The sequence below is a fragment of the Enterococcus sp. DIV0724b genome (assembly GCF_050531475.1).
In the GTDB taxonomy this organism is placed as follows: Bacteria; Bacillota; Bacilli; order Lactobacillales; family Enterococcaceae; genus Enterococcus_L; species Enterococcus_L haemoperoxidus.
The window spans coordinates 2,017,939-2,042,247 of record NZ_CP172890.1; the positions used below are offsets into that span (position 1 = coordinate 2,017,939).

At 34.7% G+C, this 24,309-nt stretch carries 25 protein-coding genes and 1 other annotated feature; of the genes, 7 read left to right on the forward strand and 18 right to left on the reverse strand.

What is annotated here, in order from left to right; translation table 11 throughout:
* Positions 1–34 precede the first annotated feature (34 nt).
* The 10 genes from IGJ02_RS09270 to IGJ02_RS09315 all read right to left on the reverse strand — a co-directional run bounded on the left by IGJ02_RS09270 (position 35) and on the right by IGJ02_RS09315 (position 9,614).
* Entirely contained in the window at positions 35–670 is a 636-nt protein-coding gene (locus IGJ02_RS09270; protein WP_010760289.1) for a V-type ATP synthase subunit D, read from the reverse strand.
* Between the two features lie 6 nt (positions 671–676).
* The gene (locus tag IGJ02_RS09275; protein ID WP_010760288.1) at positions 677–2,053 is read right to left on the reverse strand and encodes a V-type ATP synthase subunit B; all 1,377 of its coding nucleotides are present in this window, start codon (positions 2,051–2,053) and stop codon (positions 677–679) included.
* Positions 2,046–3,827 carry a V-type ATP synthase subunit A gene (locus tag IGJ02_RS09280; RefSeq protein WP_430601801.1) on the reverse strand — a complete coding sequence of 594 codons (1,782 nt, stop codon included), beginning with the start codon at positions 3,825–3,827 and terminating at the stop codon, positions 2,046–2,048. Before IGJ02_RS09280 ends, IGJ02_RS09275 begins: the two co-directional genes overlap by 8 nt.
* Positions 3,828–3,991: 164 nt before the next feature.
* A complete protein-coding gene (locus IGJ02_RS09285; protein WP_430601802.1) occupies positions 3,992–4,303 on the reverse strand; it encodes a V-type ATP synthase subunit F in 312 nt (103 codons plus the stop codon).
* Positions 4,293–5,294 carry a V-type ATPase subunit gene (locus IGJ02_RS09290; protein ID WP_430601803.1) on the reverse strand — a complete coding sequence of 334 codons (1,002 nt, stop codon included), beginning with the start codon at positions 5,292–5,294 and terminating at the stop codon, positions 4,293–4,295. The genes IGJ02_RS09285 and IGJ02_RS09290 overlap by 11 nt, the downstream gene beginning before the upstream one ends.
* Positions 5,295–5,462: 168 nt before the next feature.
* The gene (locus tag IGJ02_RS09295; protein ID WP_430601804.1) at positions 5,463–6,044 is read right to left on the reverse strand and encodes a hypothetical protein; all 582 of its coding nucleotides are present in this window, start codon (positions 6,042–6,044) and stop codon (positions 5,463–5,465) included.
* Positions 6,045–6,057: 13 nt separating this feature from the next.
* On the reverse strand, positions 6,058–6,531 hold the full coding sequence (locus IGJ02_RS09300) for a V-type ATP synthase subunit K (protein WP_010760283.1): 474 nt from the start codon (positions 6,529–6,531) through the stop codon (positions 6,058–6,060).
* A 15-nt stretch (positions 6,532–6,546) separates the two neighbouring features.
* Complete coding sequence (locus IGJ02_RS09305) at positions 6,547–8,550, reverse strand: V-type ATP synthase subunit I (RefSeq protein WP_430601805.1); 2,004 nt, start codon at positions 8,548–8,550, stop codon at positions 6,547–6,549.
* Positions 8,537–8,863: a hypothetical protein gene (locus IGJ02_RS09310; RefSeq protein ID WP_430601806.1), complete on the reverse strand. Its 327-nt coding sequence runs from the start codon at positions 8,861–8,863 to the stop codon at positions 8,537–8,539. The genes IGJ02_RS09305 and IGJ02_RS09310 overlap by 14 nt, the downstream gene beginning before the upstream one ends.
* A 169-nt stretch (positions 8,864–9,032) precedes the next feature.
* Positions 9,033–9,080 (reverse strand) — a sequence feature (sodium ion sensor (DUF1646 type); this cis-regulatory element may regulate processes involved in with the transportation of sodium ions).
* Between the two features lie 216 nt (positions 9,081–9,296).
* Positions 9,297–9,614 (reverse strand): hypothetical protein, encoded by a 318-nt coding sequence (locus IGJ02_RS09315; RefSeq protein WP_430601807.1) that lies wholly within the window; start codon positions 9,612–9,614, stop codon positions 9,297–9,299.
* Between the two features lie 222 nt (positions 9,615–9,836).
* Between IGJ02_RS09315 and IGJ02_RS09320 the strand changes: the two genes are divergently transcribed.
* From IGJ02_RS09320 to IGJ02_RS09335, 4 genes are all read left to right on the forward strand, one after another.
* The gene (locus IGJ02_RS09320) at positions 9,837–10,169 is read left to right on the forward strand and encodes a hypothetical protein (RefSeq protein WP_010760279.1); all 333 of its coding nucleotides are present in this window, start codon (positions 9,837–9,839) and stop codon (positions 10,167–10,169) included.
* A gap of 470 nt (positions 10,170–10,639) precedes the next feature.
* A complete protein-coding gene (locus IGJ02_RS09325) occupies positions 10,640–11,554 on the forward strand; it encodes a helix-turn-helix domain-containing protein (RefSeq protein ID WP_010760278.1) in 915 nt (304 codons plus the stop codon).
* A 412-nt stretch (positions 11,555–11,966) separates the two neighbouring features.
* On the forward strand, positions 11,967–13,613 hold the full coding sequence (locus tag IGJ02_RS09330; protein ID WP_430601808.1) for a hypothetical protein: 1,647 nt from the start codon (positions 11,967–11,969) through the stop codon (positions 13,611–13,613).
* A gap of 272 nt (positions 13,614–13,885) precedes the next feature.
* The gene (locus IGJ02_RS09335) at positions 13,886–14,182 is read left to right on the forward strand and encodes a bacteriocin immunity protein (RefSeq protein WP_430601809.1); all 297 of its coding nucleotides are present in this window, start codon (positions 13,886–13,888) and stop codon (positions 14,180–14,182) included.
* Between the two features lie 94 nt (positions 14,183–14,276).
* On the opposite strand, the gene IGJ02_RS09340 is transcribed toward IGJ02_RS09335, so the two are convergent.
* A complete protein-coding gene (locus tag IGJ02_RS09340) occupies positions 14,277–15,728 on the reverse strand; it encodes a 6-phospho-beta-glucosidase (RefSeq protein ID WP_430601810.1) in 1,452 nt (483 codons plus the stop codon).
* 76 nt (positions 15,729–15,804) lie between these two features.
* Positions 15,805–17,652: a beta-glucoside-specific PTS transporter subunit IIABC gene (locus IGJ02_RS09345; RefSeq protein WP_430601811.1), complete on the reverse strand. Its 1,848-nt coding sequence runs from the start codon at positions 17,650–17,652 to the stop codon at positions 15,805–15,807.
* A 250-nt stretch (positions 17,653–17,902) separates the two neighbouring features.
* Here IGJ02_RS09345 and IGJ02_RS09350 point away from each other — a divergent pair, with 250 nt between their 5' ends.
* Positions 17,903–18,499 carry a histidine phosphatase family protein gene (locus IGJ02_RS09350; RefSeq protein ID WP_430601812.1) on the forward strand — a complete coding sequence of 199 codons (597 nt, stop codon included), beginning with the start codon at positions 17,903–17,905 and terminating at the stop codon, positions 18,497–18,499.
* Positions 18,500–18,558: 59 nt separating this feature from the next.
* Here the strand turns inward: IGJ02_RS09350 and IGJ02_RS09355 are convergent, their stop codons facing one another.
* Both IGJ02_RS09355 and IGJ02_RS09360 read right to left on the reverse strand, forming a co-directional pair.
* Entirely contained in the window at positions 18,559–19,452 is an 894-nt protein-coding gene (locus IGJ02_RS09355) for a MurR/RpiR family transcriptional regulator (RefSeq protein ID WP_010760272.1), read from the reverse strand.
* A gap of 22 nt (positions 19,453–19,474) precedes the next feature.
* A complete protein-coding gene (locus tag IGJ02_RS09360; RefSeq protein ID WP_010760271.1) occupies positions 19,475–19,867 on the reverse strand; it encodes a MerR family transcriptional regulator in 393 nt (130 codons plus the stop codon).
* Positions 19,868–19,993: 126 nt separating this feature from the next.
* Here IGJ02_RS09360 and IGJ02_RS09365 point away from each other — a divergent pair, with 126 nt between their 5' ends.
* On the forward strand, positions 19,994–20,311 hold the full coding sequence (locus IGJ02_RS09365; protein WP_010760270.1) for a carboxymuconolactone decarboxylase family protein: 318 nt from the start codon (positions 19,994–19,996) through the stop codon (positions 20,309–20,311).
* A gap of 22 nt (positions 20,312–20,333) precedes the next feature.
* Positions 20,334–21,134 (forward strand): MBL fold metallo-hydrolase, encoded by an 801-nt coding sequence (locus IGJ02_RS09370; protein ID WP_430601813.1) that lies wholly within the window; start codon positions 20,334–20,336, stop codon positions 21,132–21,134.
* Between the two features lie 42 nt (positions 21,135–21,176).
* Here the strand turns inward: IGJ02_RS09370 and IGJ02_RS09375 are convergent, their stop codons facing one another.
* The 4 genes from IGJ02_RS09375 to IGJ02_RS09390 all read right to left on the reverse strand — a co-directional run bounded on the left by IGJ02_RS09375 (position 21,177) and on the right by IGJ02_RS09390 (position 24,291).
* Positions 21,177–22,157 (reverse strand): aldo/keto reductase, encoded by a 981-nt coding sequence (locus IGJ02_RS09375; RefSeq protein ID WP_430601814.1) that lies wholly within the window; start codon positions 22,155–22,157, stop codon positions 21,177–21,179.
* A 290-nt stretch (positions 22,158–22,447) separates the two neighbouring features.
* A complete protein-coding gene (locus tag IGJ02_RS09380) occupies positions 22,448–23,194 on the reverse strand; it encodes an SDR family oxidoreductase (protein WP_010760267.1) in 747 nt (248 codons plus the stop codon).
* A gap of 22 nt (positions 23,195–23,216) precedes the next feature.
* Positions 23,217–23,555 (reverse strand): cyclophilin-like fold protein, encoded by a 339-nt coding sequence (locus IGJ02_RS09385; RefSeq protein WP_430601815.1) that lies wholly within the window; start codon positions 23,553–23,555, stop codon positions 23,217–23,219.
* Positions 23,556–23,715: 160 nt separating this feature from the next.
* Positions 23,716–24,291, reverse strand: coding sequence for a DapH/DapD/GlmU-related protein (locus IGJ02_RS09390; RefSeq protein ID WP_010760265.1), 576 nt, complete (start codon positions 24,289–24,291; stop codon positions 23,716–23,718).
* Positions 24,292–24,309 lie beyond the last annotated feature (18 nt).

A 24,309-nucleotide genomic window follows, 5' to 3' on the forward strand; every position in this document is an offset into this window, starting at 1 on the left:
AATAAACGGTATCTTTTCTCTATTTTTGTAGGATTCAAGCATTACTGCCCATATTTTTAATTTTGATCAAACGAGTAATTTCACTGCGTTCATTTTCTTCCAACTTCATCTGAATATAATAAATCGTCTCTTCTAATTGAGGAATCGTCATATATTCTAACGCATTGACACGACGACGTGTCTTTTCGATTTCTTCTGACATCAACTGACACGTTTTTTCCACTTCCGCTAATTCCAATAGTTTTGGCAAAATACTCGAAATTTTGCCAAAAACACCATCCAACTCAGCATTTGAATTTAGATAACCATAATTTAGCGGTGCTTCAGTTACAGTTTCATCATAGTGAAAATTCATGATTGGGACCGTCACGCTCATAATATTTTTTTCAATAACATCCAGTGTGACGTTATCTGCTGGAACAGCCACCAATTCTTCGATAAACGCTTCATTCAGTGTCGCATTAGCTAATACAAAATGAGATAATGCCGCTGTCAATTCTTGCTCTACATCGATCCGAAGCTGATTATTTTTTTTGACAAGTAAAATAAAACGACGCATCAATTCATCTTGTTTATCTTTTAGTAATTTATGTCCGCGACTTGCCGTTCCTAGTTGTTTTTTTAAACGAGAGAGTTCCATTCGAGTAGGATTCACATTTAACCGTGCCATAATCGATCACTCTCCTTCAGTCAAGTATTCATCCAACATGTCATCTTTGATTCGTTTTAATTCGGTTCTTGGAAGCATAGACAATAGTTCCCAGCCTAAATCGAGTGTTTCGTTAATAGAACGATTCGTGTAAAATCCTTGATTGACATACTCTTTTTCAAAACGATCTGCAAACTTCGCATAGATTTTATCCACATCTGATAATGCTGATTCTCCAAGAACTACCGCTAATTCTTTTGCTTGTTTTCCTTGAGCATACGCTGCAAATAATTGATTCATCGTTGGCGCATGATCGATCCGAGTTTTACCATCACCCGTTCCTTTATCCTTCAAACGGGATAGTGATGGTAATACATCAATTGGCGGCTGAATACCACTCTTGTATAGTTCTCTAGATAAAATAATTTGCCCTTCCGTAATATAACCAGTCAAATCAGGAATAGGATGCGTTTTATCATCTTCTGGCATCGTTAGAATAGGAATCTGGGTTACAGAACCTTTTAGACCACGAATACGACCAGCTCGTTCATAAAGCGTAGCTAAATTAGTGTAAAGGTAACCTGGGTACCCACGACGGCCTGGTACTTCACGTCGTGCTGCTGAAATCTCGCGTAAAGCCTCACAATAATTAGTCATATCCGTCATGATCACAAGGACATGCATACCTTTTTCGTACGCTAAATATTCAGCCGCTGTAAGTGCCATTCTTGGTGTAGCGATCCGCTCGATTGCTGGATCATTGGCTAGATTCATAAACATTACGGATCGATCAATGGCTCCAGTTTGACGAAAATCTTCCATGAAAAATTCGGCTTCTTCAAAAGTTATCCCAATTGCCGCAAAAACAACGGCAAACTCTTCATCACTATTTAAGACATTTGCTTGACGAGCAATTTGAGCAGCCAATTCTTTATGAGGCAAGCCAGAACCTGAAAATACTGGTAATTTTTGTCCACGAACTAATGTATTTAAATGATCGATGGCAGAAATCCCTGTTTGGATAAACTCATCTGGATAATCTCTAGCAACTGGGTTGATGACTTCCCCGTTGATATCAACCATTTTTTCTGGTAAAATTTCAGGTCCATTATCTTTGGGACGGCCTAAACCATCAAAAATTCGACCAACCATATCTTCTGATACACCTAACTCCAAAGGATGGCCTAAAAAACGAACCTTTGAATCTCGAAGATTAATCCCGCTGGTTCCTTCAAAAATCTGAACCATTGCTTTATCTCCATTGATCTCAAGAACTTGTCCTCGACGAATTTCACCGTTTTGCATACGAACTTCGATCAATTCCTCATATTTGACCCCTTCAACTTTTTCAACGATCATCAACGGACCGACAACTTCATTGATCGTACGGTACTCTTTAATCATTTGTCATCCCTCCGTCTGCAATAATTTGTTTTAATGTTTGCTTCATCTCGTCAACTAAGTTATCTAATTGGCCGATTTGTTCTTCCGGTACATATTTACTTCTGGCAATTTGGTCTCTTAGCTCAACCGTTCCAGCCATAATTTCAGTTAAATATGCCCCTAAATCCAACGCAGCCTGTCCTTCTTTATAGAAAGTTAAAATCAAGTCCAGCATTTTGTATTGTTTTTCTCTTGAGGTAAATGTATCAACATCATCAAAAGCATTTTGTTGTAAGTAATCTTCACGAATCGATTTCGCTACTTCTAATGTCAAACGGTCTTTATCAGACAGTGAATCAATCCCGACTAACCGAACGATTTCTTCTAATTGCGATTCTTCTTGTAAAATGCGCATACCATCCATAACCATTTTAGACCAATCAACTTGAAGTTGCTGATCTAAGTATTTACCAACCTCTGAATCATATAAAGAGTAACTTTGGAGCCAATTGATCGATGGAAAATGGCGTTTTTGCGCCAAGGTTGCATCTAATCCCCAGAATACTTTTACGACACGTAGGGTATTTTGAGTAACCGGCTCAGAAATATCTCCACCAGATGGCGAAACAGCGCTGATTGCTGTGATACTTCCTTCACGATGATCTTTCCCTAAAGCCACAACTTGTCCAGCTCGTTCATAATATTCTGCTAAACGACTACCTAAATAAGCAGGATATCCTTCATCACCTGGCATTTCTTCCAAACGTCCGCTCATTTCACGTAATGCTTCTGCCCAACGAGACGTTGAATCTGCCATGATTGCTACAGAATAGCCCATATCACGGAAGTATTCTGCAATTGTGATTCCTGTATAGATTGAGGCTTCGCGAGCAGCTACCGGCATATTAGAGGTATTTGCGATCAATACAGTTCGTTGCATCACTGATTCCCCCGTACTTGGATCGATCAGCTCTGGAAATTCATTCAATACGTCAGTCATTTCGTTTCCGCGTTCACCACACCCTACATAAACAACTAAATCAACATCTGCCCATTTAGCAATTTGATGCTGCACTACTGTTTTCCCCGCACCAAAAGGGCCTGGAACAGCAGCAGCTCCACCTTTTGTCACTGGAAAGAATGTATCTATCACACGCTGACCTGTTAGAAGTGGTACATCTGGATTTAATTTTTCTAGAATTGGACGACTACGACGGACTGGCCATTTTTGCATCATTGTAAATTCTTTTTCACCAGTAGCCGTTTCGATGGTATAGACCGTTTCTTCGATCGTAAATTCGCCTTGTTTGATGTCTCTAACAACACCACTGATACCAAAAGGAACCATGATTTTATGAGGAATCACTTTCGTCTCTTGGACTAATCCAATGATATCTCCTGTAGAAACTTCATCTCCAATAGAAACAGTTGGCTCAAATAACCATTTTTTTGTTCTATCCAGTGCAGGAATCTGCACCCCTCTGCTTAAAAAGTTACTTTCTGTAACCTCAGCAAATGTATCTAACGGACGCTGAATCCCATCAAACATCTCTGAGATCAAGCCTGGTGCCAGCTCAACTGACAAAGCTTCTCCTGTCGTTACAACAGGTTCACCTGGTCCAATTCCTGTTGTTTCTTCATATACTTGAATAGATGCGACATCTCCTCGCATCTCAATAATTTCTCCTATAACTCCTAATTCCCCTACATGACAAATATCCTGAATACTTGCATCAGACATATTTTCAGCCATAACCAAAGGACCAGATACTTTAATAATTCTACCGGTTTGCAAAATCATTCCTCCTATTCAGTAAAGCTGAGCAGGCTCATTTAGCTCCGATTGAAAAATAGAAAATCTGACTGAGGTGTTTTTTCCTTTTTCAGATTTTATCTTTTTTCCGAAGAGCTAGCCTGCGTAGCTAAATCAATATAAAGCTGAGCGTACTCTTCAACCTTCTACAATATATTCTGTCCAACGGCTCTTTCAACATTATCTTGAATTTCTTTCAAACCAATTCCCTTGGTTCCCTTATGACTTGGGATTAAGATTATGGCTGGTGTAACTTCACCTTTATAGCGGTTGATCGTTTCAACAGCTAATTCAGAAGCATCTTCTGTAATAAAAATAACACCAAAATTATTGTTTGCCATTGATTCAATTGTGTCTCGCACTTGTTTTGACGAGATTGCATAAATAACCTCAAAACCAAAAAGTTTGAACGGCATAACAGAGTCTCTATCACCAATTACACCAATTTTATAAGCCATCAGTCATACGCATCCTTTCTCTAACCACTTCAATTGGAAAGTTACTCCGCTTACTGACTAGAATCAAGCGTAAATTCTTCCACTCCACTTCCTTGGCATTTAAAAATGCAAGTAAAGGTAATGGTCCAAAAGCCTTAATTTTAGCCTTGTCGTACATACTAGTTAGATAATCATCTTTAACTTTTTCAAAAGCGACTAAATCTAATGATTTGGTGTCAGCAGAGATGATTGGTGTTACAAGTCCGCTGTAGGCCGTACTAAGAATAAAATCAGTAAACACAGCTAATGATTGTTGAGTGTATTCTAAAAATTTTTCTTTTGGAATACTTCCTGAACTAGATAATACCGTCGATAAAAAATTTTCATGTTGTCCTTGAAGGATTCCTCTAGCCATTGTAGAAATATTCGTTAAATCAATGAATGCAATAACCTCAGCCACAATATCCTTATCATCTAGCTTTTCAGCTAATTGTCGTTGAAACGTTAAAAAATTCCGATCATAAATAATATCGATTGCTTGAAGTGTAGAAGATTCTTGAAAATAATCCAACACTTCAAGAACCGCATTCATCAACTGGTCTGGTAATTCATTGGAAACACGCGTACGAATTGCACTTTTCAGCGTTTCCAATGAATAGCGACCATCATCAATAAACAGATAGTCCAAATCTTGACCTGTTAACTCAGCTTTCGTCAGGACTTTTAAATTATGAAATGTTGCTCTAGAAGTATAGATCGTTATGACTTCAGGTTCCGGCGCCATTTCATAGAGCCACTCATAGAGTTTGCCTTTTTCTCTTGAATAGATATATTCAAAATTTTCTGCAAAATCATCCGTCATATACGTTCCATACACAGTATTTTTTAAACTATCTTTTAGTTCATCTATGTTTTTTGCAGTCAGTAATTGTTCATATTGGGCACTGCTTAACAATTCTGTTTCTTTAAGACGAATCAAAGGATTAATTTGATTATATGCAGTCTCTTTCATTACGACCCTCCTAATCTAAAAGCATAGTGAGCTCGCTTGATCTCGATTAAAAAATAGTGGAAATTAACTGTGATGCTTTTTGTCACATTCAATTTTTGTCTTTTTTAAAAGAGGCTAGCCCTTGAAACTAGATAAGACACAGCAAAACAGACTCTTTAAACACTACTTTTATTGAAACAGTAATTCTGCTATTTTAAAACTTTCCATTTTTTTTATTTCTTGTACGAGACTAGAAAACAAAAAGTTATATTCGATTCCTTCTTTAGATATGATAAATCCGCCATCATTTGACATTACTTCTTTATCCAGTAGTAATGTCAATTTGCTATTAGTATGTTCTACTAACCACTGCTCTGACAGCTTACCCTCCGAAAACTCTCCTAATTTCAAGTAAGCTTCACCTTCAACCGGTAACTGGATAATGATTTGCTCTGCAAATGCTTGAAACTCTTTTTCCGACCAATGGTTCATCCGCTCAATCGATTCTAAAAAAAGCTGTTCAAGATACCCCTGCTTTTGATTCAACGTTGCTTGTTTGATGTCTAGTTGTTGACGATTTTGTTTTTGTTTAAACGCTTTATTTATTAGTTCTTGATTTTTTTCGATTAGTTTACTTTCTTGCAAAAAAAGCGCTTCTTCTTGTTCTTGATATTCTTGATTGATACGTTTAATTTCGACTTTTTTTTGTTCTGAAACTTCAGCTTGCCCTTTTTCTAGAATTTGTTCGACGAGTTTTTCGATTGCATCCATGTTTTTCCTCCTATTACTTCACATTTAGTACAAGTAAGAATGAGATAACAAACCCAAGAATCGCGTATGTTTCAACCATGGCAGCATAAATGATCCCTTTAGTTGCGTGTTCTGGTTTCTTAGCTAAAATTTGAATCCCAGCAGCTGCAACACGTCCTTGGGCAATCCCAGAGAATAAACCCGCAAAAGCAATCGGTAAGGATGCAACAAAATAATCCAAACCTTGAACCATCGTCATATCATTGTTTAAATTGATAAAAATCAAAAAGGCAATAACGAATCCGTATAACCCTTGTGTTCCTGGTAATAGTTGTAAAATCAATGCTTGTCCGAATTTTTCAGGTTGTTCTGTGGTTAGTGCTGCTGCTGCTTCCCCTGTAAATCCAACACCTTTAGCCGAGCCAATCCCTGCTAAAATCGTTGCCATTGCCATTCCTAAAACTGCAAAAAGAATTCCGCCATTATTGTTAATTAAGTAATCTATCATATTAGTAATCCTCCATTATTCTTTTACTTTTGATTTTCTTTCAATGTTTATATACTTTTCTTCTGTCTTTAACGGGTTAAACGGACGACCGCCACCGGTATAAAATTTTCCAAAAAACTCTACATATTGCAAACGCGCACCGTGAACATACGCACTCAATAAACTTAAAAAGAGGTTCAATGCATGTAATGCGATAATCAGCAAAATTCCTACCGTAAATCGGGCTGCTGGTGGCATAAACGCTACTAGCATATTAAATGCTGCAGCAATACTTCCCCCAGAAATCCCCAAAGCCATCAATCGTGTATAACTGACCAAATCACCAATGTAACCGGTCAAACCATATAATCCATAAAGACCTTTAGCCAACCCTTTGACTTTTGATTTTGATTGAATGATTGGTACAATCACAATCGATAAAGCTGAAATGACTGCCACGACGATTCCTGTTGTAACTAAACCATCATTACTAAAGAGCAACATCCCTAAAACAATGATCAAAATACCTACCAGCAACCCTTGCCAAGCAAAACTCTCACTAATACTTTCTAAATAACGTTTCCTTTTCGTCAATTCAATCCCATTGACCATCAATCCTGTCAACAATTGAATAAACCCGAAGATAACCGATATAATCAAAATTGTATTCACATCTTCAGTCGTTGATAAAATAGGAAACGGTAACTGGATCCCCAGCAACACTTTTGGCAAAGCAGCTCCAAAGAATGACCCATAAATAAAACCCCAAATGATCGTTGGAAACGATAATATTAGGAAGAAATCTGCAAAACGTTTCATTCCGCGTGGTAAAACCAACAACTTTAATGCCAGTAATGCCCCCAGCAACATCAACAATCCATAACCTATATCTGCCACCATCATGCCGAAAAATACCATATAAAAAGGTGTCATGATCGGCGTTGGATCAATCTCGTCATATTTTGGTAAACTATACATTTCAGTCAACATCTCAAATGGCGCTACCAAAGAATTATTTTTTAACTTCACTGGAATATCCGCTTGAATTTCATCCTCAGTTGGCTGATCAAAAGCAGCATATACCTCATCTTTAGGAAGTGCCTCCTGTAAAACACCGGATAACTCCTGCTTTTCATCGCTAGGAAGCCATCCTTGCAGGATAAAAAAGTAAGAAGTATTCAGCAAATGTTTCTTCGCATTCTCTCGGTGAATATAGGCATACGTCATCTCTTCTGCTAAATAAAGTTCTTCTAAATGGCTGCGATAAGAAGATAAATCAGTTTTTAATTGCTTCTCTTCTTCAACAAGTGAAGCGAGTTCTTCTTTATTTTTTTGATAGGCCACTTTCGGTAAAATATCATACGGATAGTCAAATTGATTAAAACTATATCTAGCAGTGATTTCCCCTAAAACATCCGAGTAACTCTTTAGATAGATCAAACTATAGTACACATGATTTTGACTATGATAAATTTCTTCTACATAAACAGATGAAACTTTTTTTAAGTCTGCTAAAAAATCTACCTGATTAACTGAGCTGATTGTTCCTAACAATATATTGGAACTTTCCAGCGAATTATTTTTTGGAATAGTATCTAAATACTGCCAACGAGCCAACCATTTTTCTTTTGACAATAAATCTTTTCTCGTAGTCTCAATCAATGTAAATCTATTTTTAAGAGCAGCTATTTCTTTTAGGTAAACACTGATTTGTTGCTCATCAAAATTTTTCTCCAAAGAACTTAATGAAAGAACTTGTCTTTTTAACGGTTTCTTTTTTGATGAGCTTTCTGAAAAATGCTCAATAAAAGTGAGCGCATCCTGTATGTCTGTTAACATCGTCTTGAAACGTTTCTTTTGGATTTCGTCATCTTGTACTAATGTGTCCGCAAAGTATTTCTCAATATAAGAGCTATCTACATTCGAATGAAAAAAACTTTTGATTTCGATTGCCTGCAAGCCTTGAATTGCTTGAAGAATGGCTTCTTCTCTTTCCGCTGCAGCTATGATCGTCATTTTTTCCATTTTATTGACTGCCATAGATTTTTTTCACCCTTTCTATTACATGATCAAGTATAGAGTCTTTATTCTTTTTATATTTTTCTCTGAAATTTTGATTTTGTTCTTGCGCTTCATTCAATAAAATAACTTTTTCTCTTTGAAGCTGTTCATTTTTTTGTTCCTCTAACTCATGAAGTAACCTTTTTATTTTCTCTTGGCTTTCTTCTTGTTTTCGCTTAAGATCCTCTACTTTTTCTTGTTCATATCCATTAATTTCTTCTTTGACTGCTTGTCTCATTTTTTTAACCTGATCTTCCGCTTCACGGATTCTATCCAAAGCTTCCAAAACCATTTTTTTCACCCCTATCATCTGATGACTTCGTCTTCATTTCTATTATCGAACCTATCCCTTTTTATTACAATCAAAAAGAGAATAACTTATGCTTCTAACTTAATAGAAGCACAACTTATTCCCTTATTTTTTGTTTGAAAAATAAAAAAGGGCGTAAGTTCAAAAAACATTCTTCTCACCCCTTGAAGAACCTGATCCTTGAAGCTTGCGCCCAACCATTTTTATTAATATGCACTCATCTTAGCAAAAAAAAACTAAAATTACAACTGCTTTACGAGTAATCTTTATCTAACGTTCAAAAAGAATCCCATCTTCAAGCGAAGACGGGAAAGGAGTTTTACTCATGAGAGTAAATGAAAAAAAGTTTATTGTTAGGATAATTTTATCTTACTATCCTATTTTTACTTTTACAAATGATAGGCCTCGTAACGTTCTAAAAAAAGAAAGCTTCTAAGTCATATGGAGAATGACTAATTCGTTCAATAATCGTCTCTTTCCATACATCTGTAAACCAGTCATATTGGATTTGATTGATGATACTTTTTTTCAACTCATCGATCAATCCCTCAGCATCAATATCCCCTTCATAAAATGACCCTAACATAGCAAGCATTTTTGTATTATTATGTTGCTGAAAGCGATAGATACGTCCTTTTTCTATGTAGTAGAACCAGTGATTGATAATGACAGCAAAACGATCTTCTTTATTATCAAGCAACGTGACAAACATTGTAGGTGAGATTTGCTTCATACAATTTACTCCTTTGATTTCTTCAATAATTTTATCATATCAAACTACCGCTTGAAAAATCAAGTCACGCTTATAAATCATCTAACCTATATAAATGTATATAGCTTCAATCAGAATCGTCACAAAAAAGCGAATTTTTCTTTAAACTTTGTGTTTGAAATTCAATACCATTTGATATAATAGAGATGTATAGCTACTATTTCATCAATCGGAGGAATACTAATGGAGCAAACAGTAACTAAAGTGACAACATCTTTTCATAATACTTGGCTAGTCGACTTGAAAAAAGATCATTTTTCTGAAGAAAACGAGATTTTATTTGGAGATACATTAAGACTTTCTATCGCTAAAAATGATTCTTATTTCTTTTCAGAAGCTATCGCATTAACATATAACAAAGAGGTCTTGTCTAAAGAAACACCCACTGCAAGCGAAATTGCATTTTTCAACTATATGAAGACAGCGCAAGAAAAAGCTTTTTCAAAGTCATTAGCAACTAAGTATAATCTAGAGCAATATCTAGTTTCTACACCAAGTGATGAAGTTATAAAATAAGATGGCTAAAAAAAATAACAGCCTCTGATTTACTTCATTCAACAGGAAAAGTAAATCAGAAGCTATTATTTTGCACTTTCTTTTGGTACGCACTTTTTACTTATACATTTTAGTAATTTTTAGTTAAGTTAAATTGTTTGTTTACAACATTCGTTTTGATAACTTAAATACGAGATAGCTAAATAATATATCTAACCTCCACCGGTAATAACAAATACAGAAATAACACCAGAAACTAGAGCAATTAATGATATCATTAGCACACCTCCATTCAGTTTTTTGACATCAACGTTTGCAAACAAATAATTTTCCTTAAGTAAAGAATAACAAACAGACGAAAAAAAATAAAGTATCAAAATCGAAAAGTGCGAAATTAGCATAAAAATCTGACGAATTATTCTTTTTTTTATTAAAAATAAGAATTTTATAAGTAATACATGCTATAATCGCATAAGAAGGGAGAGAAACTCTTGAATATTATAGAAACTTTACGTTTTTTCAGACTTAAATTGAAGCTTACTCAAAGAGAAATGATGTCAGAATACACTGATCCTTCTACGTATTCAAAAATTGAAAGTGGCAAACGTTCTTTAAAAGTAAATGAACTTGAGGAGATATTAGGGCAGACATCTATTAATGCCGAGGAATTCTTTAGCTTTACTACTTTCGATAAAGAGCAACAAGATTTCAGAGAATTTTTTTATTATTGCGGTGCTCATTTAGAAAATAAAACCACTAAGCAAAAGTTGCTCACCTATTTCTTTTCTTTGAATAATAAAAAAGTAAAAACTTTAAGAGAATTATCAAATTATATAGCTATTAAGAATTATTTCCATGCTCATTGGGATGAAATAGACCCAATCACATCGAAAGAAGTCAATGATATTTTTGAAGACTTATTAAAAAAACCTTTTTATCTTCAATATGACTATGTAATTACAGCCAATCTTAGTCGATTTTTCAATGCAAAACAAGCAGACCTATTGGTTACACGGATGTTTCCAATAAAATATGAAGAACAACGTGACTTTACCACTAAAAAATTTGCTTATAACATTCTTATCAATCTAATTTCACTAAAATTATATGCCAAAGATTATGATGGTGCAGAAAAATATATTAAATTAGCTAAGAAGCAAGATAGACAAAGTGAAAATTATAGCTTTAAATTGAATTTACAATACTTATCGAATCTTCTAAATTACATTCGCGAAGGTGAACCTGTTTATATGGAACGTGTTTACGATTTCATTCATCTATTGGAAAATACCGGTGATACTTTACAAGCCGCTCAAGTAAAAAAAGAAGTAAAAATTCTTACTCATGAAAAGAACGGAGAAAAATTATTAAATAGCTATTCTGTTGGTCTTCTTAAAGAAACATAAGAGTTTTGTACATTAAGAATACTCTTAAAATCAGAATATCCCACCTCTTTCAAGGTGGGATAAGGAGTATTACTCGGATTGAGTAAAATGAAAATACTGTTAGGGTATATTTATAATACTACACTATGTTATAAATTTCAACCCTTTGGTTAATAAATATTTTTTATTTGTTCATCTGTAAGTTAAAAGACTCAACTGCCTTTGATTTCTAACATCGCGATCTATCTCACTTGTTGATTTATTCAAGTGTATTTTTTGGCATCTGCTGGGATATTCTTTTTACTCAAGATCTTTTACATACCAATAAAATTAATTTTTCGTTTAGGCTTTCACTTTCCATATTAATATTTTATATAATAAGCTAATTTTCTGTTAAAATAAATATAAAACATTATAAAGTAGGCGAAATGACTTGAATTTAAAATATAAAAAAGTAAAAATCACTCTTTTATTGGTTTTACTATGTATCAGCATTATTTCCATCTTTCCCTATTTTTTTAATAACTATATTTTCAGTCAAGATGATCTCCTATTTCACAGAACAAGATTAGAAAGTTACACTCAAGCAGTAAAACATTTAGATTTTTTCCCACGTGTTTTTTCTACTATGGGATTAAATTTTGGCTATGGTGCAGATTTATTTTATCCCTCTATTTTATTACTGCCTTTTGCATTTTTTAGGATTATTGGGATTGCTTTTGTTCCTTCCTACTACTTGTATCAATTATTGATTAGCTTTGTTACTGCAACCTGTGCTTATTATTTCCTATATTCAATCAAAAAATCGCGAAAACTGGCGCTTTTATTTTCTTGTTTTTATACTCTTTCTACCTATCGTTTAATTGACCAATCTGTTCGAGCAGCACTTGGTGAAACTTTAGCATTTGCTTTTTTACCTTTGTTTATTCTTGGTGTTTATTCGATTTTTTATGGGAATAAACATCGCTGGCAATTACTTGGAATTGGAATGAGTTTATTGATTGCCAGCCACTTGATCACAGCCTTCTATTCATCTATCCTGCTTATTATCTTCATCTTGATTAATTGGAAAAAATGTAGACAAGCTCAAATAAATAGCCTGTTTAAGGCAGGTCTATTGTCACTAGGCTTATCTGCTTGGTTTTTATTTCCTTATTTGGAACAGATACATCATTTAACGTTTAACTTTAATAATACGACACTATGGGCTAGTGGATTAAATTTTAGCTTGGGGGATTTATTTACAAACAGCCTTGCTAATGTGAGTGCACCATTTACTGAGCTAAAACCAAATATTGGTCTTTTTCTCTTAGTAACTGTCATAATTGCTGTTTTCAGTTACCGAAAGTCAACCACTCCAGTTAAACATATTACTGTCGCTACACTTTTCTTTATTTTACTTGCAACAAATATTTTTCCTTGGGGATTTTTCAAAGTTTCGCTGTTAGCAACGATTCAATTCCCTTGGAGATTATTGGTATTCGCTTCTTTTTTTGCTAGTTTACTTGCAGTTTGTTTGGTTGAACAATTTTGTTTACTTTCAAAGAAAAATGTACTGTTATTCATTACGTTATCTAGCTTTTTAACGCTTGGTTTTAATATCAATAATTTAACCCAGAGCGCCGTTCAAAACAATGTAACTGTAACGAATGAAAACTTTACTGATTTTTATGAATCGGAAATTGGACACGGCAAAGAATATTTAGTAAAAAATACAGATTTTAAAAAATATTTTGCTTCTCCTGGTTTGTTCATTGATGGTATTCCATATGCTGATCTCTCTCGTAACACTGTAAATAAATATAATCATAGTGCTTTTACTGTGAGAACTAACAGAACCCAAGAAGTTCAGCTACCTAAGTTTTATTACGTGGGTTATGAGGTTACAGTGGATCAACGAGTGGTTCCTAATTACAATAAAGATGGCTTAGTGACGGTTAAATTAGAGCCTGGTGAACATGAACTTAGTATTACCTATAAAAAAACTATTATCCAGAAAGTCTCAGCTATTTTTTCTGTTTTATTAGCGGGGTTAATCCTTTTATATAATGTAATAAAAAACAAGCAAACCAATAAATGATGCTCAATTCTTCTTGTTAAAGCTAGATAGTGTTAATTTACTCTATTCATGCTACTAGCTATTTTTATTTCGACAAAAATTAAATAAAAACTTTTTTACATTACCATCATCAGTTCCAATTTTGACATACCACAGTTTACTACTACATGTACAATAATCCAGGTGTAACCTAATTATAGTTTTGACAATTATGCTATACTATCAAACGTAGGATATTCAACAGAGGATAAAGAAAAACTAAAATCATGTGTACTATTAAGGAGCGAAATTTTATGAGCAAATTAAAATGGTATTCTGACGGAAACGAACGGGGAAAAAAAGCAACAACCATTATCACAGAATTGTTGCATGATTTAAAAACAGAATCAGGAAACGAAGCTCTACAAAACGTGTTAGAGAATTATCTTGAGGAGTTAGGAGAAAAGGTGGCTTCTGTTCCTATGGTTTTGAGTCGTATGAACATAGATATTTCTAAAGCAATCAGAAATGAAGGGGTTCCTTTATCTGATCATCAATCTAAAAAATTAAAAGAGTTGGCTTCTTTATCCATGATTAGATATGGCTATTAACCATGTAAAAATGGTACAACTCCTATGTAACTAAGAATCAATCATGAGACATTTTTACAACACGATTGATTCTTTTCTCATATGAAGCTATTACTTACTTCACATTATTCAAATTTTCACTAGAAAGGTTTTCCCCATTTGTCTCAATTACCTGCTGATACCAATAAAAAGATTTCTTTTTAAAGCGTTCTAATGTGCCATTTCCTTCGTCATCACGATCTACATAAATAAAACCATAGCGTTTACTCATTTGACCTGTACTGGCAGCAACTAAATCAATACATCCCCACGTTGTATAGCCAAGCAATTCTACGCCATCAATCTCTACTGCATCTTTAAATGCTTGAATATGTTTGCGTAAATAATCAATACGATACTCATCTTCTACATAACCATTATCATCTGGCGTATCAATTGCACCTAAGCCATTTTCAACAATAAATAAAGGCTTTTGGTAACGATCATATAGTTGATTCAAAGAGTTCCTTAAGCCTAATGGATCAATCTGCCAACCCCATTCAGTTGAGGATAAGTGTTCATTTTTTATTGATGCAAAGATATTACCAGTTGATTGCTCATAATCTTCTGAATGGGCACTCACTGTCCGTGAACAGTAATAAGAAAAGGTTACAAAATCAACTGGTGATGCTGCCAGAATTTCTTCATCTCCTGCTTCCATCACAATATGTAACCCTTCGCGCGCTAATTTTTTCAAGGCATAATTGGGGTATTTTCCCCGTGCCTGAACATCAATAAAAAAGTAGCCTTCACGATCACGATTAATCGCTTCTTGATAGTCTTCTGGACGACACGTATAAGGGTAATGGCTACCACCTGCCAACATACAGCCAACCTGATTTTTTGAATCAACTTCATGGGCAATTTTAGTTGCTAAAGCACTTGCCACCAATTGATGATGCGCAGCTTGATATTTAATTTCTTCTTGATTTTCACCTTCTCTAAAGATAATTCCGCCACCAACAAATGGCTGATGTAAGATGATGTTGATTTCGTTGATTGTTAACCAATACTTAACTAAGCCTTTATAACGGTTCAAAACAGTTTCAGCATACCGCGTATAAAATTCAACCAACTGACGGTTCTTCCAGCCACCATAAGCTTTAATTAAATGAACGGGAACATCAAAGTGAGCAATCGTCACTAATGGTTCAATCTGGTGCTTTCTTAATTCTTTAAAAATAGCTTCATAAAACGCAAGACCTTCTTCATTTGGTTTAGCGTCATCTCCATTTGGGAAAATACGAGACCACGACAATGACATACGATAAACTTTAAACCCCATTTCCGCAAATAATTGAATATCTTCCATATAACGATGGTACATATCAATTGCCTCTTTTGCAGGGTAATAATAACCGTCCTGCCAATCTAACATTTCCAACTCACCTAAAGCTACTTTCTTACGATCTTCACCACATGGTAATACATCAATATTAGAAAGCTTTCTGCCACCTTCTAATACACCACCTTCTGCTTGGTTTGCAGCTGTTGCCCCACCCCATAAGAAATGTTTATCTAAAGTCATATATTTACAGCTCCTATTCTTTTTTCAAAACTATTAATCTTAATTATTATCCATTTAGATGATTATTCTATTATCTTTACACTTTAACGATTAATACTTCTTCACTATTTGCTAATTGTCCTTTAGTTATTAATTCAATTGAAGAGTATTGAGGGGTATTGGTTATCACAACTGGCACTTGCGTTTCATAGCCAGCTTCTCTTATTTTTTCCAAATCAAAATTTAGGATTACCTGCCCTTTTTTTACTGTTTGTCCCGATTCTACCAAAGTATCAAAATATTGACCTTTTAACTCTACAGTATTTAAACCTACATGAATCAAAAGTTCTATTCCAGTATCCGACACAAGTCCAATTGCATGTTTTGTTGGAAAAATAGCCACAATTTTCCCATTAAATGGTGCAATTACTTTCCCTTCTATTGGTTCAATAGCAAACCCCTTACCAAGAGCCCCCGATGCAAAAGCGCTATCTTGTACTTCACTCAAGGGCATGACATTCCCTTTAATAGGATTAGCAATTGTTGTATCCTCTAAAATAACTTCTTTAACTGATGGTACTGTTACTTCTTTTTCAAATTTAAAACTTAACACATAGGTTAATACGGCTGATACGACTGCTGAAATGATCAAAGCGATCACAATATTCCAGAAAAAAGCCATCGAATTATCACCAATATAAAGTAAAATTGCAGGTAAACCAGATGATCCTGTTGCAAAGCGATGTGTATTCGTTAATCCAGCATATAAACCACCCGCTCCACCACCAATCATAGCTGCAATCAACGGGTATTTTTTAGGTAAATTCACACCATATAATGTTGGTTCAGTAATCCCCATGTATGCAGTAATTGAACCCGATACTGCTAGTTGCTTCAATTTTTTATCTTTTGTTCTAAATGCAACTACTGCAGAAGCCGTTGCTTGAGCAATATTTGAGCAAACACAGCCTGGCCCAAAAATACTATCATAACCAAGCTCTGCCATTTGCATCACCCCTAAAGGAGCAACACCATTGTGAAGACCAAACATCACCATAATCGGCAGAAAACCACCGATCAAGACTGCTGGTACCCAACTAGCATTTACACTTAAAAACGTAAAGAATGCTGCAAGGTAACCACCAATAATGCTACCAATAGGACCTAGTACTGAAAAAGCCAAAGTTCCCATAATTAGAAAAGTCAACATTGGTACAAAGACTAATTCAACTGATTTTGGTATCATACGATTGAGAAATTTCTCTACATAAGACTGAACGAAAATAATTAAAAGAATCGGAATAACAGAGCCAGTATAAGTAGCTAAGGTAAAAGGAATAAGATCAAAAAATTTAACTGGCTCCCCTGCTGTGACTAATACACCCCAATTTGGATGCATCATCATTGCTGCGACAGATGCCGCCAAGATAGGATTGCATCTCAATTTTTGAGCAACTGTAAAAGCTAAGATCATTGGTAAGAAGAAAAATACACCATCTGCAAATAAGTTCAATAAATAATACGTTTGTGATTCTACAGAAACAACCTTAAAAACAACTAACAATGCTAGAACAGCCTTCACCATTCCAGCTCCAGATAAGGCAGGAATAATTGGCTGGAATGTACCAGCTACAAACTCAATAATGCTATTAAATATGCCTTTTTTCTCAGATGATGGTTCATTTTTTGCAGTAATATCAACTTTTTTCTCAATCTCTTCAAAGACATCTTTCACATGCGTTCCTATGACAACCTGATGAACGCCTGCATTAACTAAATAAGTTGCGACTCCTTCTAATTCACCAAGACCATCTTTATCTACTTTTTGTTCATCTACTAGTTTAAAACGAAGGCGTGTTTGACAATGATAGGCATCTGCAATATTTTCCTTTCCACCTAACGTCTCAATAATGTCTTGAGCCAACTGTTCATATTTTTTACTCATGGAGTTCTCCCTTCAATGTAACAAGATCCTATTTTGAATCCACCGGTTATTCAACTCTTGTTTCTAATCGAACTTTACCACTTATTGATAGCGTTACCAATAGTTTCAAAACATCTCGAAACATATTTCGGAAAATAAAGGAAAAAGTTGAAATTATTGAAATCTGTTTCATATTTCCTTGAATTTTTAACGGAAATGATTGACTTAAAGCTCGCTTTAAGACTTATAATGAGCTTGAGGAGGTGTATAAATGAAAAAACAGTTGTATCTTATGCGTCATGGAGAAACTCTTTTTAATGTGCTAGGAAAAGTCCAAGGTGCATGTGACTCTCCATTAACAAACAAAGGAAAAATGCAAGCAAAACAAGCTGCAACATTTTTTCAAGAAAATCAAATTCACTTTGATCATTACTACTCATCAACCCAAGAGCGTGCTTGCGACACATTGGAAATCATTACCAATAGCAATCACTTTTATCAACGTAAAAAAGGCTTGAAAGAAATGAATTTTGGACGATTTGAGGGAGAAAGTTCGGAGCTACAGCCAAAAGGTTCCCACAATTTTGAAACTTTCTATGAACAATTTGGAGGTGAAACAGCTCGGGATGTTCAAAAGAGAATATGCCATACGCTTCTCTCAATTATGGAGCAGGAGGATCATCAAAAGGTTTTGGCAGTATCGCACAATGGCGCGTGTTTTTACTTTTTAAACTCTATTTGGAAACATTCTGACAGAAAAATTCCTACTTATTTTCCAAACTGTGCCATTTTCATTTACACTTATGAAAAAGATCAATTTGACCTCACTGATATTATTGACCCATCAAGTAAAAAAAGTATTCTTTAATCTGGTTATGAAAACAGGTAAAAAGCACTTGACCAAAAATATCCAAGTGCTTTTTATGATTAAAATTTTTCAGATAGCTCTTTAAAGGTTGCTTGTCTTTTAGACTCTAATAATTTTGAATTTGTAATTTTATTCCTTCTATTGACTTCATAATCAAGTGAAAATACCTTTGCGAACAGAGCATCGAGAATAAATAGAATGGATTCCTGTGTCGCAAAATTGGCTATCTTGGAATATAATTTTTCTTTACTAGAAATATTAAGGACAACATCTGAGTAATCCCTTAAATAGTTTTCACCACCGCTTGTAATACTAATGATTGGTACAGAATTTTTCATTAATAATTTTACATTGCTGGTTGGGTTGTCATCAAAGCTACTTCCAGAATAAGAAATCATAATCGCACAATCTTTGTTATTCACTGTTTGTGTGATAATACCACTTTCACCCGAATTGGCCATGATTGCTTTCTTTTGAATCGATAACAAATTTCTCTTAATCAGTTCACCGTAATAATAATTTGGACTCGTCCCATAAATCACAACGCTATTTGCACGATGAATAAGTTCTGCAGCTTTGTTAAGATCTTCTATAGCAATCAAAGAAACAGTATCTTTGATACTCTGAATTTTTAAAGTCGCAATACTTTCAATGATTTCTAACGTATCGTGTTGAGCTAAAAATGGAAAGTTAGGATCAACATCTACGTAAGCATTATCGTCATGATAGGCCACTTCATGAGTAAAAGCATACATGAATTCTTTCCAACCTGAATAGCCAAAATATTTCGCAAATCGCACTAAGGTTGGCTTAGACGTAAAGGTTTTCTTGGCAATCTCTTCCATCGAGTAAGATTTTAGTTGGTCACGATTTTCAAGAATAAATTCACCAATCACTCGTCGGGCATCATTTTGCTTAAAGACTGCTTCTTCAATTCTTTGAAAAAGATACATTTTCATTTCCCTCCAGTTTAAACTAGCCTAGTTCTTTTTCTGTAACTATCTCTTCCTCATATTTTTTTATTTTAACATCATAATTCGCGATTTTCTTTTCTAATTTAGCAACAGTTCCATTAATTAATGCCTGTTTCTTTAAAAGTTTTTGATATTCGTCCAACAAAATCTCTTTTCTTTGCGTCAACGTTTGTTCCCCAATTTGATATAACTCTGAATATTTTGAAAGAGAATGAATAGACAATCCTGAATCTCTCATACATTTAATGAATTCAACCCAATTTAAATCCTCTTCTTGAAAATCTCTAGTTCCCGATTGGTTACGGGTAATCGCCGGCATTAGCCCTTGACTCTCATAGTAGCGAATCGTAGCAGGTGTCATATCATATTTTGCTGCAACTTCTGAAATATTCATAGTAATCAATCCCTCTTCTGTCATTTAAGTACTTGTTCATTCTATCTTACCAGTATTTCCTCTTGATTTAAAGTACACTTTAAGGTGTATACTTTAAACAGATGCAACATTAGGAGGTTATCAATTATGACAAAAATTACAGCAGGCCGTGACCAACTCGGTGAATTTGCACCAAAATTTGCTGAACTAAATGATGATGTTTTATTTGGACAAGTTTGGTCAAGAGAAGAGGAGTTGAATCCACGTGATCGCTCAATTGTTACAATTACAGCTTTAATTTCTGGAGGCAATTTTGAACAGTTAGTCTTTCATATGGGAAAAGCAAAAGAAAATGGGGTTACTCAAGAAGAAATGGCAGAAATCATTACTCACCTTGCCTTTTACATTGGATGGCCTAAAGCTTGGTCAGCTTTTACAATTGCTAAAGATATTTACAAAAAATAATGTTCTTGGGGAGGAGAAAATAATGAACGAACAATCACAAGCAACACCACCAAAAACCATTCCGTTTGGCGCAGAAGCCTTTCAAGAAAATCATCATACTGAAATCCGATGGCTAGGAAATTCAGGTATATTTTTAAATAGCAGAGGTTATTGCATGATGGTTGATCCAGTTTTAGAAGGATTTGATTTGCCTTTGTTAATTGAAATGCCAATCAAAACGGATCAAGTACCACATTTGGATAGTATTCTTATCACCCATGCTGACAATGATCATTTTAGTATAGCAACCTTAAAAAAATTACTACCGCTGACAAATGCTCTACACGCACCTAAATATGTAGCTGGACTAGTTAAAGAAAAAATGATGTTTGAAGCATTTGGTCATGAAATACATGCTTCTTTTAACGAAGGTCCATTAAAAATAACATTAACACCTGCTGACCATTTATGGCAAAATGAAAGTAAAAAATACGATCGTGTCTTTAAATTAGAGGACTTTTGTGGATTTTGGATTGAAACACCAGATGGAACCTTATGGATTCCTGGCGATTCCAAGTTATTAGCATCTCATCTAGAAATGCCTGAACCTGATGCGATTCTCTTTGATTTTTCTGATAACGAATGGCATATTGGCTTAGATAATGCGATTAAACTTGCTAACACTTATCCAAATGCTGCTTTACTTTTGTCTCATTGGGGAACAGTGGATGCTCCTCATATGAATGTTTTCAATGGAAATCCAGCTGATCTGATTCATAGAGTAACCAATCCTGAAAGAATCCAGATAATGGCTGCTGGAGATCGTTTCATTTTAAGAAAATAGCAAAAAATACTTCCCATTCATTAAAGAACGGGAAGTATTTTTTTAGACGTGTCCCACTACTTTGTGTGGGATATAAGGTTCTTCTAAATAAAGAACATCTGCTTGACTTAATTTAAAATCTACCGCGCCCACCGCTGTTTCGATATGATTCATTTTTGTTGCGCCGATAACAGGTGCAACTACTGGATTTTTTTGTAGTAACCATCCTAAGGCAATATTCACTTTATTGGTCTCATATTTGGCAGCCAATTCAGCAACGCGATCTATAATCATCTGATCTTTATCCGCGGTTTCATCATATTTAGCTTTTTGTGCATCATCGGTGGTGCTTCGTTTGGTTGCTTCTGAAGTACTTCTAATTAATCGCCCTGATGCCATTGGACTATAGGGTGTAAGTGCAATTTTTTCAGAAAGACAATAGGGAATCATTTCACGTTCTTCTTCACGATAAATCAAATTTAAGTGGTTTTGCATAGAGACAAATTTTGCCCAACCATTTTTTTCTGCTATATTATTTGCTTGTTGAAATTGATAAGCATACATCGCGGAAGCACCAATATATCTTGCTTTACCAGCTTTAACAACGTCATTTAATGCTTCCATAGTTTCTTCAATCGGTGTATAGGGATCCCAACGATGAATGATATATAAATCCACATAATCTGTTTGCAGACGCTTCAAACTCTGATCTATTTGAGACATAATAGCTTTTCTTGATAATCCCTGACCGTTTGGACCATCAAACATTTTTTGATGAACTTTTGTCGCTAGTACAATTTCATCTCGATTAGCGTAGTCCTTCAATGCTTTGCCTAAAATTTCTTCACTTCTACCTAAAGAATAAACATTTGCAGTATCAAAAAAGTTGATACCCAGTTCTAGTGCTCTTTTGATTAATGGTCTGCTCTCTTCTTCTTCAAGTACCCATTTATGAATCCAATTTTTAGGGTCTCCAAAGCTCATTGCACCTAAACAAATCCTTGAAACATCTAGTCCAGTATTGCCTAATTTTGCATACTCCATTTTTATCATCCTCTCCGTCTTGTACTTGTTCTATTTTTATTATACAACTTAAAGCACACTTTAACGCAAGGCTTAAATTTTAATTTAATTGATTTGTTTTGTGTAATTATCTATACCCTGAAGTTTTCTATTTCATTTAATAACATTGATAAAAAGACACATACCTCAAACGACCCATTCATAGAGAGTCACGAACAATGTTAGAATCAATTTGACTTTCTCTATGAAATTAGAGCCTATTTTAACCTAGATTCAGTGAGAGCAGTTTCTTTAAACGAAGCTGTTATATATCACCATGGCTGACTAGTTGGCCCTACTGTAAATTCATTGACATTTACATCTTCAGGCTGATCAATTGCATATGCAACAATACTTGCCACACGCTCTGGCGCAATACCATATTTATCATACAAACTAGTCATTCCATCAGCAGTTTTTGAATCTGTAATTTTATCAAGTAACTCTGTATTGATTGCAGCTGGATAAATTGTGGCGGTACGGATATTGGTTCCTTCTTGCGCTGATTCCATTCGTAATACTTCCATCAAATCACGAATCGCCCATTTCGTTGCACCATAAACAGCTCCTCCTGGGTAAGCTTTGAGTCCAGCTACGGATGATGTTGTCAGTACATGTCCGGATTTTTGCTCAATAAAGTTGGGTAAGACTGCTGCTAGACCATTCAGTACTCCTTTGATATTGATATCAATCATTTGGTCCCACTCATCTTCTTTGAGTGCAGATAATGGGGAATTAGGCATAATACCAGCATTTAAAAAGATAACATCTACCTTTCCATACACAGAAATAGCAAAATCTACTAATTTTTGATTATCGATTCGCTTAGTTACATCTGTTACTAAATATACTGCTTCACCTGAATTTTCTTTGATTTTTGCAACAATTGTTTGTAATTTTTCTTCTCTGCGTGCTGCTAATACTACTTTTGCTCCTTTTTCAGCTAGTAGCATTGCTGTTGCCTCACCAATTCCTGATGAGGCTCCTGTAATAATCACTACTTTATCTTTAATCGCCATTTGTCTCGCTCCTTTGTTATTTTTATAGTGTCAATATGACATTGATTGCTACTTTCTTTGATATAAAATCGAGTTGATCAGCTTCCTTTATTTTGCCTATTTTAGTATATGAATAATTAGTAGGAAATGTTTCATAAAATAGAACAAGACAATCTGAACCAAAAAGCATGACAGCTCCTTTTTCGATTTTGCCTACTTGTTCAACTTGTGTTGGTAACGTTTCTACTAAATAAGTATACTTTTCGTTTCCGTGCAAATCATTCATTTTTAGATTCATTGGAAGTCGAACTAATAGTTCTTTCGTTGTTTGATTCGATTCCAATTCAATTTGAAACGGTTTATTTTCAATAGTTATGTTCATAACAGTTACTTCTCCGTTTGCTTCTAGTGAGTATTTCCCTATATCGTTATATTCCGTTTTTGAAATTTTTAATACTGTGTCTTTTTTGGACGAAATTGCCGTGCACCCGGAACAAATCATTACGCTTATAAATAAAAGAAATAAAAAGTCTGCTATTCTTTTACAGTTCATCTTCTTCAATCTTTCGAACCACTTTGGCTGGACTTCCTACAACAATCACATTATCAGGAACATCTTTTGTTACTGTTGAATCCGCTGCAACAATCGAGTTTTTTCCAATTGTAATACCAGGTAAAATGGTCACATTTGCCCCAAGCCATGCATTCTTCTTAATATAAATCGGCTCTACTTTAATTCCGCGTCTTTTTTTAGGAGAGATCAAATGATTCACTGTAATTAATCTAGATCCTGGGCCAATCAACACTTGATCTTCAATCGTAATCCCTCCTAAATCAACAAACGTCACATTTTGATTAATAAAAATATCTTTTCCAAATGTGATATGCTTACCGAAATCAGTGTAAAAGGGCTGCGAAATTTTTACGGATGGATCAATTTTTTGACTAGTAATTTCTTCTAAGTATTGTAAAATCTCTTCATTAGAATAATATTGTGCGTTCATCATCATAATCAATCGCTCGTTATGCTGTTTAACTAAATGAATTTCTTTAAATATGGTTGAATCTTTTAAAATCTCTTTTCCTACGATTTTCTGCTGTAAACTTATATTTGACATTTTCTTTCCCTCCTTATT

Coding starts and splice junctions, on each gene's coding strand:
- IGJ02_RS09385 (WP_430601815.1), bottom strand. CDS start 23,555: ATGAACATAACTATTGAAAATAAACCGTTTCAAATTGAATTGGAATCG.
- IGJ02_RS09345 (WP_430601811.1), bottom strand. CDS start 17,652: ATGAGTAAAAAATATGAACAGTTGGCTCAAGACATTATTGAGACGTTA.
- IGJ02_RS09380 (WP_010760267.1), bottom strand. CDS start 23,194: ATGGCGATTAAAGATAAAGTAGTGATTATTACAGGAGCCTCATCAGGA.
- IGJ02_RS09295 (WP_430601804.1), bottom strand. CDS start 6,044: ATGGATGCAATCGAAAAACTCGTCGAACAAATTCTAGAAAAAGGGCAA.
- IGJ02_RS09365 (WP_010760270.1), top strand. CDS start 19,994: ATGACAAAAATTACAGCAGGCCGTGACCAACTCGGTGAATTTGCACCA.
- IGJ02_RS09390 (WP_010760265.1), bottom strand. CDS start 24,291: ATGTCAAATATAAGTTTACAGCAGAAAATCGTAGGAAAAGAGATTTTA.
- IGJ02_RS09370 (WP_430601813.1), top strand. CDS start 20,334: ATGAACGAACAATCACAAGCAACACCACCAAAAACCATTCCGTTTGGC.
- IGJ02_RS09335 (WP_430601809.1), top strand. CDS start 13,886: ATGAGCAAATTAAAATGGTATTCTGACGGAAACGAACGGGGAAAAAAA.
- IGJ02_RS09285 (WP_430601802.1), bottom strand. CDS start 4,303: ATGGCTTATAAAATTGGTGTAATTGGTGATAGAGACTCTGTTATGCCG.
- IGJ02_RS09340 (WP_430601810.1), bottom strand. CDS start 15,728: ATGACTTTAGATAAACATTTCTTATGGGGTGGGGCAACAGCTGCAAAC.
- IGJ02_RS09320 (WP_010760279.1), top strand. CDS start 9,837: ATGGAGCAAACAGTAACTAAAGTGACAACATCTTTTCATAATACTTGG.
- IGJ02_RS09350 (WP_430601812.1), top strand. CDS start 17,903: ATGAAAAAACAGTTGTATCTTATGCGTCATGGAGAAACTCTTTTTAAT.
- IGJ02_RS09355 (WP_010760272.1), bottom strand. CDS start 19,452: ATGTATCTTTTTCAAAGAATTGAAGAAGCAGTCTTTAAGCAAAATGAT.
- IGJ02_RS09360 (WP_010760271.1), bottom strand. CDS start 19,867: ATGAATATTTCAGAAGTTGCAGCAAAATATGATATGACACCTGCTACG.
- IGJ02_RS09270 (WP_010760289.1), bottom strand. CDS start 670: ATGGCACGGTTAAATGTGAATCCTACTCGAATGGAACTCTCTCGTTTA.
- IGJ02_RS09290 (WP_430601803.1), bottom strand. CDS start 5,294: ATGAAAGAGACTGCATATAATCAAATTAATCCTTTGATTCGTCTTAAA.
- IGJ02_RS09300 (WP_010760283.1), bottom strand. CDS start 6,531: ATGATAGATTACTTAATTAACAATAATGGCGGAATTCTTTTTGCAGTT.
- IGJ02_RS09305 (WP_430601805.1), bottom strand. CDS start 8,550: ATGGCAGTCAATAAAATGGAAAAAATGACGATCATAGCTGCAGCGGAA.
- IGJ02_RS09375 (WP_430601814.1), bottom strand. CDS start 22,157: ATGGAGTATGCAAAATTAGGCAATACTGGACTAGATGTTTCAAGGATT.
- IGJ02_RS09310 (WP_430601806.1), bottom strand. CDS start 8,863: ATGGTTTTGGAAGCTTTGGATAGAATCCGTGAAGCGGAAGATCAGGTT.
- IGJ02_RS09315 (WP_430601807.1), bottom strand. CDS start 9,614: ATGAAGCAAATCTCACCTACAATGTTTGTCACGTTGCTTGATAATAAA.
- IGJ02_RS09275 (WP_010760288.1), bottom strand. CDS start 2,053: ATGATTAAAGAGTACCGTACGATCAATGAAGTTGTCGGTCCGTTGATG.